This is a genomic window from Ectobacillus sp. OTK (assembly GCF_059698935.1).
Genome location: NZ_AP048547.1, coordinates 4,914,069 through 4,927,194, shown reverse-complemented (window position 1 = coordinate 4,927,194; position 13,126 = coordinate 4,914,069). Strand labels below are relative to the sequence as shown.

Annotated in this window: 12 protein-coding genes; 7 read left to right on the top strand and 5 right to left on the bottom strand. The window is 43.3% G+C overall.

Annotated elements, in window-relative coordinates:
• Positions 1–31: 31 nt before the first annotated feature.
• Positions 32–775 carry a response regulator transcription factor gene (locus AC6HZ4_RS24500; RefSeq protein WP_497492463.1) on the bottom strand — a complete coding sequence of 248 codons (744 nt, stop codon included), beginning with the start codon at positions 773–775 and terminating at the stop codon, positions 32–34.
• Positions 768–2,864, bottom strand: a complete 2,097-nt coding sequence (locus AC6HZ4_RS24495; protein ID WP_497492461.1) for a sensor histidine kinase — start codon at positions 2,862–2,864, stop codon at positions 768–770. The genes AC6HZ4_RS24500 and AC6HZ4_RS24495 overlap by 8 nt, the downstream gene beginning before the upstream one ends.
• 448 nt (positions 2,865–3,312) lie before the next feature.
• Between AC6HZ4_RS24495 and AC6HZ4_RS24490 the strand changes: the two genes are divergently transcribed.
• Genes AC6HZ4_RS24490 through AC6HZ4_RS24480 form a run of 3 tightly spaced genes read left to right on the top strand, consistent with a single transcriptional unit; the run spans position 3,313 to position 7,577 of the window.
• Positions 3,313–4,461, top strand: coding sequence for an iron-containing alcohol dehydrogenase (locus tag AC6HZ4_RS24490; protein WP_497492459.1), 1,149 nt, complete (start codon positions 3,313–3,315; stop codon positions 4,459–4,461).
• A gap of 11 nt (positions 4,462–4,472) precedes the next feature.
• Entirely contained in the window at positions 4,473–6,116 is a 1,644-nt protein-coding gene (locus AC6HZ4_RS24485) for a PAS domain-containing sensor histidine kinase (RefSeq protein ID WP_497492457.1), read from the top strand.
• 3 nt (positions 6,117–6,119) lie between these two features.
• Complete coding sequence (locus AC6HZ4_RS24480) at positions 6,120–7,577, top strand: sigma-54-dependent transcriptional regulator (protein WP_497492455.1); 1,458 nt, start codon at positions 6,120–6,122, stop codon at positions 7,575–7,577.
• A gap of 130 nt (positions 7,578–7,707) precedes the next feature.
• Here AC6HZ4_RS24480 and adhP read toward each other — a convergent pair whose 3' ends face one another.
• The 3 genes from adhP to adh form a co-directional block, all read right to left on the bottom strand.
• Positions 7,708–8,721, bottom strand: a complete 1,014-nt coding sequence (gene adhP / locus AC6HZ4_RS24475) for an alcohol dehydrogenase AdhP (protein ID WP_497495833.1) — start codon at positions 8,719–8,721, stop codon at positions 7,708–7,710.
• A gap of 278 nt (positions 8,722–8,999) precedes the next feature.
• Positions 9,000–9,356 (bottom strand): DUF779 domain-containing protein, encoded by a 357-nt coding sequence (locus AC6HZ4_RS24470; protein WP_497492453.1) that lies wholly within the window; start codon positions 9,354–9,356, stop codon positions 9,000–9,002.
• Positions 9,357–9,417: 61 nt separating this feature from the next.
• On the bottom strand, positions 9,418–10,938 hold the full coding sequence (adh, locus tag AC6HZ4_RS24465; protein WP_497495832.1) for an aldehyde dehydrogenase: 1,521 nt from the start codon (positions 10,936–10,938) through the stop codon (positions 9,418–9,420).
• A gap of 389 nt (positions 10,939–11,327) precedes the next feature.
• Here adh and AC6HZ4_RS24460 point away from each other — a divergent pair, with 389 nt between their 5' ends.
• The 4 genes from AC6HZ4_RS24460 to AC6HZ4_RS24445 all read left to right on the top strand — a co-directional run bounded on the left by AC6HZ4_RS24460 (position 11,328) and on the right by AC6HZ4_RS24445 (position 13,062).
• A complete protein-coding gene (locus AC6HZ4_RS24460; protein ID WP_497492451.1) occupies positions 11,328–11,684 on the top strand; it encodes an arsenate reductase family protein in 357 nt (118 codons plus the stop codon).
• Between the two features lie 47 nt (positions 11,685–11,731).
• The gene (gene gcvH / locus AC6HZ4_RS24455; protein WP_497492449.1) at positions 11,732–12,115 is read left to right on the top strand and encodes a glycine cleavage system protein GcvH; all 384 of its coding nucleotides are present in this window, start codon (positions 11,732–11,734) and stop codon (positions 12,113–12,115) included.
• 270 nt (positions 12,116–12,385) lie between these two features.
• Positions 12,386–12,730: a toprim domain-containing protein gene (locus tag AC6HZ4_RS24450; RefSeq protein ID WP_497492447.1), complete on the top strand. Its 345-nt coding sequence runs from the start codon at positions 12,386–12,388 to the stop codon at positions 12,728–12,730.
• Positions 12,731–12,741: 11 nt separating this feature from the next.
• Entirely contained in the window at positions 12,742–13,062 is a 321-nt protein-coding gene (locus AC6HZ4_RS24445; protein ID WP_497492444.1) for a thioredoxin family protein, read from the top strand.
• The last annotated feature ends 64 nt before the right edge of the window (positions 13,063–13,126 follow it).

Here is a 13,126-nt window from a genome sequence, read left to right as displayed (position 1 = left end):
CTTCGCCAATCGGCGAGTTTTCTTTAAAAGTTTAGCTTTCCCAAACAAATTGATAGCCTTGTCCACGAATATTCCGAATGTAAGAAGGTAAATGAGGATACGCCTCCAGCTTTTTTCGCAGGTTACTAATATGTACCCTTAAGGTGCGTGTATCCCCATTGCTCTCTGCTCCCCAAATCCAGTGATATAGTTCATCCTCGCTTATAATCGTGTTAGCTTTTTGGGCAAGCAAGCTTAAAATGGAAAACTCCTTGCAAGATAGGGGTAACGTGCTGCCTCGTACCACTGCTCGTTGATACATTAAGTCAATCTCTAGATCGCCAAAATGCAATCTTTGATTTTCTGAGTTTGACTGCTGCAAATGAGTTTGTGCAGTCAGGGAAACAGCCGGAAATGTTTCGCGATTAAATATAGGAGCACGACGCAGGTTTGCTTTAATTCTTGCAAATAGCTGGTATAGATCAAATGGCTTTGTAACGTAATCATCTGCTCCTAATTCAAGACCGTGAATCACATCACTCCCGTCACGTAAACAACTAATAAAAATAATTGGGACATTGGATATGCTGCGAATATATTTGCAAATTTGAAACCCGTCCATATCTGGAAGTTGTATATCCAGCAAAACAAGATCAGGCGGATTTTGCTCGAATTGACGAAGCGCGTCCATGCCGCTTTGGCAGCCGAGAACACCATATCCTTGTTTCTGTAAAGCAATTATAAGCAAGTCCAATATTTCAGAATCATCTTCAACTATTAAAATTTTTCTATTCATTGCTCTTCCTCTCTTTTCGTAAAAACGCTGGTAAGGTAATGGTAAATTGACTTCCCTTTCCCAACTCGCTGCTGACAGAAATCATACCGCCGTGATGTTTTATAATTTGCTGACAAATGGCCAAACCAAGACCTGTTCCTGTTTTCGAGGATGTCCGTTTTCCTTTTACAAAACGTTTGAACAGATGTGGAAGCAGTTCGGGCTCAATACCTGAGCCTGTGTCGCAAAATAAAATCTGAATCTCCCACTGCTCTTCGTTATTTGAAGAGGTATGGCAGTATACTTCGCTATGCAAGGAGATTTTACCTCCTTCAGGCGTATGACGAATGGCGTTTTGCAGCAGGTTGGAAAATGCTTGCTCTAACCGGATGAAATCGACTTGTAGAAAAAGCTTATGGCCTGCAGGAACATGAGTGAGAGCGGTCTGCTCACAGCGCAGACCGCTGCGTTCGATTTCTACTTTAGATCGTTGGCCAAAATATGAAAGCAATTCTTTCATTTCCACTTGTTCAAAATGAAATTGAATTTGATTTTCCTCCATTTTTGCTAAATCTAGTAAGTCAGTAGAGAGTCGATTCAGAAGTCTTGTTTTTTCATAAACAATTTGCAGATATTTTTCCTGTTCCTTTGGCGGTAAGCCTTCTTGTATCAATTGTACATATCCTTGAATCGACTGCATAGGTGTTCCCAGTTCATGCGCGATAGTAGAGAAGAGCTGCTGCCTCGTTTGTTCGAGTGTTTGCAGCGCCTCGTTTGTTCGCTGTAATTCTTCATTCATATCCTTTAGTTCCATCGTACGCTGTGCAATTCTCCCTTCTAGGGATTGGTTTACCTGCAGCAGCTCCGCAGACAGACGTTCTACATTTGCAAGGGCATAGGATGACTTTTGCGCAATAATCAGCGACTGCACAAATAAAGCGATAAATGATCCGAGCGGTGTAGCATCTGTACCGGTCGGGAAAAAATGATAATAGAAAATATCATTCAAAATAGAAGCGATTGTAATGACGAGCATGACACAATTTATGAATGCTCCGACTCTTTTTCGAATGGCCGCACAGATGATTATATATATGATATACAGCAAGATTGGGATCAAACAAATTTGAAATAGAAACAGCCACTTTGTGAAATAAATGGCAGGGAGTAAGGTGGTAAGACTAAAAAATATACAAATAACTGAAAAGGCCTTAACAATAAATCGGTTCGATTCTTCAGGATATAAATAGGTAACAAAGATAAATAACAAGGGGCATCCGATATAGACTGTTAAGTATTCTAACTTTACGCTGAATTCCCATGGGATAGAAGGAATCCAGTAGATGAGCAATCGATCCCCGACTAATAGGGTACGCAAGGTCATCAGTAAACAAAAGCACCCTAAAAATAGAGATAGCGGATTTTTTCTATGAAACAAATAAATAATAAGCTGAAATGAGCCCAGTACTAAAAGACTGCTTGCGAGGAACACATCTTTTAAAATCGAGTGTTCCCTTGCTTGAAGAATAAGGGAATCGCTGCCGATTTGAATGCTTTTCCACATTCCGCCCCTTCGCTGTGTAAAATTGGATACCTGCAGGATCAGCTCAATTTCATTTGTCTTTGGTTGAAACGTTACAATCTTTGCATAAGATTTAGGCCTCATGTTTTCTTTACTTATACCAACAACTCCATTAGATGCAGCTAGTTTGCCGTTTACCCAAAGCTTATAAGCTGAAGAGATAGATGGTATATATAAAGACAATGGCTTTGACTTGTTTTGTTCAGAGAGGACAATGCGGAGACGATATGTCCCATATCCTTCATTACTTAATGTTTGCGAGCCAGTATAGCTTGCGTCGGCCCATACGGATGGCACTTCAATTATCGCACGGTTATTGCTGTGAAGATGCTTTGGATACTCTAATCTTTTCCAATAGAATTCCCATTCGCCATTAAGAGAAAGAATGGTTTGCGACAAATCTAGAGAACGAGCATCCAAAATACCATGTCGGGCAGCGATTTGTTGCTCTGAGTTAGCGTAGGATACGAAAGGAAGTGCGAGAGCATATACGATTATTAGGACGAGTGTTACTGTAAAACTTCTCATTTATTCTATCCTTTTATTAAGAAAAATTTATCTTATCTTATTTTATCCTACTTTATGAAGCACACACAATTATATCCCGTGTAAATAATGTATCCAGATACAAGACATGCAATTTGGATAGGCAGAGGAATGACTGACTATGTATTTCGAGAAATGATATATCAAGTATACATTAGAAGGCATGAAAGAGCGATATACCTTATTATGGGGTTTTACAAAAAAATGGACAATGTAAGAGGGATGAGAGCAATATTTATGAAAAGGAAATTCATTCTCATCAATATATTATAATGAAATTGTAGTGTTTTCAGAAAGCTCCTCATAATCTACTGCATTTTACATAGTAACAGTTCTTTCGCTTTTTTATAAGAAATTCTCCAAAAACAAACAGGAATTTACACATTTTCACATAATTCTAATACTATCAATCTTTTTATAGGTGATAACAATGCATATTAGCAAATTTGTAGCACCGGAAATTATCTTTGGCAACAACACGATTCAGCAGGCAGCAGATGCTTGTATGCGTCTGGGAGCAAAAAAGGTGTTCATTGTCAGCGATTTAGGAGTTGCGCAGGCCGGTTGGCTGGAGACGGTAATGACCTGCTGCAGACAAGCTGGTTTGCCATTTGCGACGTTTATGGATATTACGACAAACCCGAGGGACACGGATGTTATGAAAGGCTGTGCCTCATTTACTGAAAACGAGTGTGATGCGGTCATTGGCGTTGGAGGCGGGAGTGCTTTAGATGCAGCGAAGGCTATTGCTGTGCTGGCAGCAAATGGAGGTACGATTCGTGACTATGAGGGGGTCGACAAAATTGAAAAGCCGCTTCCGCCTATGGTCATGATTGCGACAACAGCAGGATCTGGTTCCGAAGTTTCACAGTTTTCGGTTATCACAGATTCCCAGCGTAAGAAAAAGATGACAATTATTTCAAAAACACTAGTTCCCGATATCGCGATTGTAGATCCGTATACATTAATAACAAAAGACAGCTCATTAACGGCATCTACAGGCCTAGATGTGCTCACGCATGCTATTGAATCGTATGTGAGCATCGCGGCTACCCCGCTGACGGATGTGCAGGCGAAAAATGCGCTCTCGCTTGTATCTGCCTATCTGCGTCCGTCCGTTGCTTCAAGAACAAATGCAGAGGCAAAGGAAGCAATGGCGATGGCAAGTCTGCAGGCTGGTCTTGCTTTTTCTAATGCCATTTTAGGAGCAGCGCATGCCATTTCCCATGCGATTGGAGGTATGTCACCTGTTTCTCACGGTGAAATTAATGCCATTTTGCTCCCATATGTGATGGATTTTAACTTTATAGCTGCTCCGGAACGATTTAGACAGATTGCCGATTGTATGGGAATTGATACGCGGGCGTTAACGCAGCGAGAGGCGGGAAATGCAGCCATTCAGTTTGTACAGGAGCTATCAATTGACATTGGAACGCCGCAGCGGCTGAGCGAGCTTGGCATTATAGAAAATATGATTCATAACATTTGCGTGACAGCGCTCGAGGACGCCTGCATGATCACGAATCCGCGTGATATGACGCTAGAGCAGGCAAAAACCTTGTTAGCCCGAGCGTTTTAGGAGGGAGAGGCATGCTTGAGGACAAGCAAGAAATCATTGCTCTTTTAACGGGTGTCAAATCTTCGAAGCGCAATTATTATACAGAACTGAAAGAAACAGTTGGTCAGCTTCGTAAAAAAAATATGCAGCTGGAAATTATAAGTGAAGTGATGAAAAGCATGAAGGTTGATATGTCGCCCGAGGAGATTTTGCGAAATGTCATTGAGAAGCTCCGGGTGCTTATTCAATTTGAACGTTTTGGTCTGCTTCTGCTGCAAGATTCTCAACTTATTTTAGCAAATGTTTATCCGGAGGACAGCTATATGCTGGAAATCGGAACTCCTATTCCGCGTGAAAACTCCTTATATTGGTCCGCATTAAACAAGAGACAAATTATTTTTCAAGATTTGCTTGATGAACAGGCCTCTTTTTATGAGAAGCCGTACTTACTTGGACTAGGTATCAGAACGATATTAATGCTTCCGATTTATAGTAAAAAGAAAAGAATTGGCATTTTAAGCATCGGTCGCCGCGATAGCTCAGACTGGAGAATAGACGACCTTGCTTTTTTAGAGCAGCTAACCGACCATCTTGCTGTGAGCATCGAAAATGCCCAGCTATACAATGAGGTGCTTCGAGGCAAGCAGCAGTGGGAGGATACGTTTAAAGCAGTGAACGATATGATTATTGTATTTGATAAGGAATTGCAGGTACTGCAATGTAATGATGCTGTGAAGGGTTTTTTCCAGGCTGAAGGCTGTTCGGATGTACCAATGCTGCACGATATGCACAAGGAGCTCCTGAGAGAAACCTTTCTATCCAAAAAGCCTGGATATATAGAGGTATATTTTCCGAATGGGTCTATTTGTGAGATGTATACATATCCAGTACAGAATAATGAACAGCACGTCTATGGCGTTATTGCATATATCAAGGATGTAACAGAGAAACGAAAGATTGAGATGCAGCTGCAGCACTCTGGAAAACTGGCAGCGATCGGGGAGATGGCAGCCGGTATTGCGCATGAACTAAACAGCCCGTTAACAGCTATTCTTGGAAATGCTCAGCTGCTGCTTCGAAGCACGGCAGAGCAGGATACGTCTTTTACTCTTTTAAGGGATATCCATAGCTGCGGTAGTCGCTGTAAAACAATTATTAAAAGCTTGCTCACCTTTTCGCGGCAGGATGAGTATATATTCTATCCATGCTCCTTAAATGAGGCAGTAGGACAGGTGCTTGATTTATTGAAGGGGCAGCTTAAGCAGCAGCGAATCGTTATAAGGCAGCGACTGGAGCAGTCTCTGCCTCTCGTTGAAGCAAGCCAGCCGCAAATTGAGCAGGTGATTATTAATTTGCTCTTGAATGCAAGAGATGCGATCGAAGAGAGGGAACAACAAGCGGGGGAGATTGTAATTCGAACGTTTTGGGAGGACGATTGCGTTTGTATTTCGGTTAGCGATAACGGAGTCGGCATTGAAGAGAGTAAGCTGTCGCAAATTTTCCATCCCTTTTACACAACGAAGGGAGCCGGAAAGGGAACTGGTCTCGGTTTATCGGTTAGCATCGGCATTGCCAAGGCGCACGGAGGTACGATTGAAGTAAACAGCCGTGTGTATGAGGGCAGCACGTTTACGCTGCGATTGCCTCTTCAGTTTGTAAATCATACGGAGGTGTGACTGTTGATTCGGATTTTAATTGTGGATGATGAAAAAGAAATTGGAACTTTTCTTTCTCATTTATTTACGTCGAAGGGATATCTCGTCACAGTAGTAAACAGCGGCAAGGAATTCTACAATCTCGATTTGAAAAAACAGCGCTTTCACGTGGCCTTACTGGATCTTAAGCTTCCTGATGTAAGCGGGCTTTCCTTGTTACAGTATTTGAAGCAGCAGCAGCCGGCATGCAAGGCTGTGATTATGACAGGATACAGCACCATTCAAACGGCAGTTGATGCTATGAAGCTTGGGGCAAGCAATTATTTAGAGAAGCCGTTTGAAGATATTGATGTATTAGAGCAGCAAATAGATGAGCTGCTGGCTGGCGGCGATGAATCTGTGAATCGGTATTTGCAGGAGGCAGCCGTAAGAAGCGGCCTTGTAATTGGGACGAGTGAGAAAATGAAGCAGCTGCTTCAAACCGTTTATAAGGTAGCGCAAAAGCCTGTAAACATTTTAATAGAAGGGGAGACAGGTACAGGTAAGGAAGTGCTGGCCCGTTTTATTCATGAAGCGAGTTCGCGCAGCAAGGAGGCTTTTATTGGTGTGAACTGCGGGGCAATTTCCGAATCACTTCTTGAAAGTGAGCTGTTTGGTCATGAGAAAGGGTCTTTTACTGGGGCGGCGCAGCAGCGAAAAGGGCTGTTTGAGCTTACCAGTAAAGGAACGCTATTTTTGGATGAGGTAGCAGAGGCTTCTCATCTGATTCAGGTGAAGCTGCTTCGCGTACTGGAGACGCGGGAGTTTATGCGTGTCGGCGGTACAGCTGTGCTGCGTACAAATGCTAGAGTTATTGCTGCTTCTAACGAAAATTTACAGGAAGCTGTTCGAAAGAAAACCTTTCGCGAGGATTTATTCTATAGATTGAATGTAGTTCATGTAAAGATTCCTCCCCTTCGTGAGCGGCAAGAGGATATTCCGCTGTTGATCCAACATATGCTAGAGAGGTATGGAAGCGGAAATATGTCATTTAATAAGGATGCGATGAGACGCTTACAAGAGTATCGCTGGCCAGGCAACATTCGGGAGCTCGCCAATTTTGTTGCGAGAACCATTGCGCTTGCTGATTCTGATCAAACCGTTATAACAGCAGAGGATTTACCGCTTTGGGACACAGAGGGGGCTTCTATACGTATGCCGTCTGTTCTAGAATCAGATGTACATAAAGATCATGAGCTCGAGGATTATTTACGGACGTGGAGTCAGGATGTTTTAACAATGTTTCAGAAAAAAGACGATGTTCATCTTGAGGATGTGCTCGCGCAGGTTAAGCAGCTGGAATCCCAAATTGGGAAAGCTTTTATTCTTAAGGCGCTGCAAAATACCCTTGGAAACCGGAGTGAAGCAGCAAAACGCTTGCAGATTACGATACGGAAGCTGCGCTATTTATTGAATGAAAAAAAAGGGGATACCGGTGCATAAGAAACTAATATGTATGATTTGATAGCCGTATTCCCCGTATGAAAGGGGACTTTCACGGGAAAAAGGCCCCCGTTTGCACGGGGGTAATGACATTTTTGTGTGCAGTGAGGATGCGAATGATTAAAAGTGTTTAAGCCATCGTTAAAACAATTCGCCCGTTAATTTGTCCTTTTTCCATGCGCTCAAATACTTCATTGATGTTATCAAGCGGCTGTACTTCAATATTTGTACGAACTTTCCCTTGTGCAGCAAAGGCAAGGGACTCCTGCAAATCCTTTCTCGTTCCGACGATGGAGCCTTTTACCGTTACTCCATTTAACACAGTATCGAAAATTGGGATCGGCAGTTCATCATTTGGAAGACCAACAACAACGAGGGTGCCGCCGCGTTTTACAGAGCGGTAAGCTTGTTCAAAAGCCCGTTTCGTTACAGCGACGCTAACAGCGGATTGGACACCGCCGACACGCTTATAAATTTCTTGGACAGGATCTACCTTCATACCATTAATTGTAATATCTGCACCAAGCTGCGCGGCTAGTTCAAGCTTGTCATCTTGAATATCCACAGCAATTACATTAAAGCCCATCGCTTTTGCATATTGCAGGGCAACGTGCCCGAGGCCGCCGATGCCGTAAATAGCGACCCAATCACCAGGCTGAGCTTCGGACACCTTTAATGCTTTATATGTTGTCACGCCAGCGCAGAAAATTGGAGAAACCTCTTCAAAACTCAGTCCATCCGGAATTTTGACGATATAATTGGCAGGAGCTTTACAATATTCAGCATAGCCGCCGTCTACGGAATAGCCAGCATTCAATTGATGCGGACATAGTGTTTCGCGTCCTGTTAAGCAATATTCACATTCACCGCAAGCGGAATATAGCCAAGGAATGCCAACTGCATCACCCACTTTAATGGATGTTACGCCAGGACCTACTTCCTCTACAATACCAACACCTTCATGTCCCGGAATTAATGGAAGCTTTGGTTTTACTGGCCAATCGCCGTGTGCAGCATGAAGGTCTGTATGGCAGACACCGCAAGCCTTAATTTTGACAAGTACTTCGCCATAGCCGATTTCAGGAATCGGTACCTCTTTAATTTCAAGCTGCTGTTTAAACTCATTTACAACTGCAGCCTTCATCGTTTTATTTGTACCCATTTTCAAATCTCCCCTTTTCATTTTCGCACTACACCTTTATATAAGCAAAGGCCGTGCCAACTTTTTTGATGTGTAGTGTTGCACAAAATGAAAGCGTTTGCCGAAAATTCGGCATAGCGTGCCGAAAATTCGGCATAAATTAGACGAATTATCGGCATATTTGTCTAAAAAAAAGACAGGAGGCGTTCCTGTCTTGTTGGGCAAAAGTAATTTGCAGAGAATAGCCTTCTTCCCGAACAAACCGGGCAGTGTCCGCTTTTCTATAGCTGCTGCAGTTCTTGATCTGTAAATACACGCGACCTCGTCAAAAATCGTTTTCCTTCCGATCCTTCGAGCGAGAACATCCCGCCTCTTCCATCCACGACATCAATAATAAGCTGCGTATGTTTCCAATATTCATACTGTGCGCGGGCAATATAAAACGGGCAGTTTCCAATATAGCCGAGTAATATATCGTGATCTCCGATTAGGAGCTCACCGGCTGGATAGCACATTGGCGAGCTTCCATCGCAGCAGCCTCCTGATTGATGAAAGAGCAGAGGACCATACTTGCTTTGTAAATGTTGAATGAGCGCAAGCGCTGCATCTGTTGCGGTAACGCGCTGTATTTCCTCCATTTTGCACCTCCTAATATGAAAGCTTCCGCTGCGAGGAAGCAAGCGGAAGCTTTTGTTTTTCTTAAAAGAATCCTAATTTTTTCGGGCTGTAGCTTACAAGCATATTCTTCGTTTGCTGGTAGTGGCTGAGCATCATTTTATGTGTTTCGCGGCCGATGCCTGACATTTTATATCCGCCGAATGCAGCATGAGCCGGGTAGGAGTGATAGCAGTTCGTCCAAACGCGTCCTGCCTCAATTGCCCTGCCGAAGCGGTATGCTGTGTTAATATCGCGTGTCCAAACGCCTGCACCTAAGCCGTAAAGTGTGTCATTGGCGATTTGGAGCGCCTCCTCCGGCGTTTTAAACGTTGTAACAGAAACAACGGGACCGAAAATTTCTTCTTGGAAAATGCGCATTTTATTGTGACCTTTAAATACAGTCGGCTTTACATAATAGCCGTTCTCAAGGTCGCCGTCTAATATATTGCGTTCGCCGCCTGTAAGAAGTTGTGCACCTTCTTGCTTACCAATATCGATATAAGAAAGAATCTTTTCAAGCTGCTCAGCTGAGGCTTGTGCGCCAATCATTGTGTCAGGGTCAAGCGGGTTGCCCTGCCTAATGGCATTTACACGCTGCAGCGCACGCTCCATAAAGCGGTCATAAATGGATTCCTGGATGAGCGCGCGGGAAGGGCATGTACAAACCTCTCCTTGGTTTAATGCGAACAATACGAAGCCTTCAATCGCTTTATCAAAGAAGTCATCATCTGCATCAAGCACATCCTCAAAGAAAATATTTGGCGATTTTCCGCCTAATTCAAGCGTAACAGGAATAAGGTTTTGAGATGCATATTGCATGATAAGACGACCTGTTGTCGTTTCCCCCGTAAATGCGATCTTCGCGATGCGATTGCTAGAAGCAAGCGGCTTACCGGCTTCAAGACCGAAACCATTTACGACATTCACGACACCATCCGGAAGCAAATCGGCAATAAGCTCTATTAATACCATAATGCTGACAGGTGTCTGCTCCGCTGGTTTTAATACAACACAGTTCCCGGCTGCAAGAGCGGGAGCGAGCTTCCACGTTGCCATAAGAAGCGGGAAGTTCCAAGGGATAATTTGACCAACAACGCCGAGCGGCTCATGAAAATGGTAAGCAATAGTATCTTGGTCAACCTCGCCAATTGTGCCCTCTTGTCCGCGGATGCAGCCCGCGAAATAGCGGAAATGATCAATAGCTAGCGGAAGATCGGCATTAAGCGTTTCACGGACTGGTTTTCCGTTATCCCAAGTTTCAGCAACAGCCAGCATTTCTAAATTTTGCTCTATACGGTCCGCGATTTTGTTTAAAATGTTAGCTCGATCTGCAGCCGGCATTCTGCCCCATTTGTCTTTTGCGGCATGTGCAGCGTCAAGTGCCAATTCCACATCCTCGGCCTGTGAACGTGCCACTTGGCAAAACACTCGTCCAGTTACCGGAGAGATTACATCAAAGTATTGTCCGTCAACAGGAGCGGTCCATTTGCCCCCGATAAAATTGTCATATCGGTTTTTAAATGAAATTTTTGCATCCTGTTCGCCTGGTGCGGCATAAATCATTTTTGTTGCATAAGCCATTTTCATTCCCCCTATTCTAACTGTATTCACTTTTTATATATGCAAATTGTGTGCCAATATAGAGAGGGGGGAATGTTTTGCACTTTTAAGAAAGTATAAGTTTCCAGCTAGGAACTCATTCGACGTAGTAGGAAACTTTAGGAATAAAGTGTAAGTGCAGCTACGCCTCTTTCTTCGCCTAACGGCTCGCCAATCGCGAGTTTTCTTTAAAATATGTGAGGGTGTGCATCCTTTTGTATAGCAAGTAAGAAAACCTTGCAGGATAAGAATAACAGACAGCGAAATAGTATAAAGCTTGCAATAGGTGAGCAAATTAGGAAAAAAATCCCCGCCTATGCTACAATAGGGAGAGTAAAGGGCAGGTGATAGGTATGACATTGACATTTTATTCTTATCCAAAATGCGGAACATGCCAAAAGGCAAAAAAATGGCTTGAAGGGCATAATGTTCCCTACAGCATGATACATATTGTAGAAAATCCGCCGTCTAAGGAAGAGGTGCGTAAGCTGCATAAGGCGAGCGGCCTTGATTTGAAGAAGCTGTTCAATACGAGCGGCATGAAGTATCGTGAGCTTGGCTTAAAGGATACATTAAAGACGGCAAGCGAAGAAGAAATGCTAGACCTGCTTGCATCTGATGGCATGCTGCTCAAGCGTCCCATTGTGACAAATGGCAGCAAGGCAACAGTTGGCTTTAACGAAGAGCAGTTCGAGCGAGAATGGCTGTAATGCCGATTGGGCATTTACATAATTGATACAAAGTGGAGGGGACAAAAATGAACATTCCTAAAGAGTTGCGTTATTCCGAAGAGCATGAGTGGGTGAAGGTAGACGGGAGTCGTGTGACTGTCGGCATTACTGAATTTGCGCAGCATGAGCTTGGTGATATCGTATTTGTAGAGCTTCCGGAGGTTGGTGCTGTATTAAAGGCAAATGAGCCGTTTGGCAGCGTAGAATCCGTGAAAACAGTTTCTGAGCTTTATGCTCCTGTTAGCGGTAAGGTTGTGGAAGTGAATGGAAACTTAAGTGACAGCCCTGAGCTTGTGAATGAATCTCCATACGAAGGGGCATGGATGCTTGTTGTTGAGCTTTCGGATGCAGGTGAGCTTGATAGCTTATTAACTGCTGAGCAATATGAGGAAATGACGAATCAAGGGTGAGAAATGAGGAGGCGGGAAAACCGTCTCCTTCTTGCTTTTATAAAGATCAGAATTTATAACTTTTGGGGTGCTGTCTAGGTTCCTTCCGCAAAAGCGCCTTATGTACGGAGTGCCCTTAGCAGGAGCAAAGGCGGACCGTGTCCGCTTTTCTTACAAAAATGACAATATTTGCGTACAGTCGGTTTCGATAAAACAGGAAACAAGACGAAAAGAAAGAATATACTATATATTAAGTTTGTATCATAGTCCACATTAGTCAGGTGATGCACAATGACGGAAATGGAAAAAGTGATAATTGTTGAGGGAAGATCCGATAAAAAGAAAATTGCAAATCTTATTAAGGAGCCTGTAGAAATCGTATGCACGAATGGCACGATTAGTTCATCTAAAATGGACGAATTTGTTGACAAGCTTTATGATAAAGAGGTGTACATACTGGTTGATGCGGATGAAGCAGGTGAGAAGCTGCGCAGGCAATTTAAACGTGAATTTCCTCACGCAGAGCATTTGTATATTGACCGTACGTACCGAGAAGTAGCAACAGCACCAGTACAGCACCTTGCAAGCGTGTTGCTTGGAGCGGATATAGATGTGTATGCAGAATTTTTAAAGTAAGGATGACGCGAATGGTCGAGTGGACAGGAGAAGAGGCAGAATACGAAATTCGAAATGGGGAAGCAACCGTCCTTTATGTGCAAACGCCTATGTGCGGAACATGCCAGCTTGCGAAGAGAATGTTAACGGTTGTAGAGGCGGCGCTTGATACTACAGTTGGCGCAGTCAACCTCAATTATGCTCCTTATTTAGCGGAGCGGTATGAAATTGAGAGCGTGCCGTGCCTGCTTGTTTTCAAGCACGGCATTGTAAAAAAACAAATCTATGCGTTTCAGTCAGTAGACTTTATTTACAATGAATTGCAAAAACTCGACATATTTCCTAAGAAATAAGAAGAAAATGTCGAGCTGTTATTAAAGGGTTGTTTCGCGAACGGATGGAAAATATATACAGAAC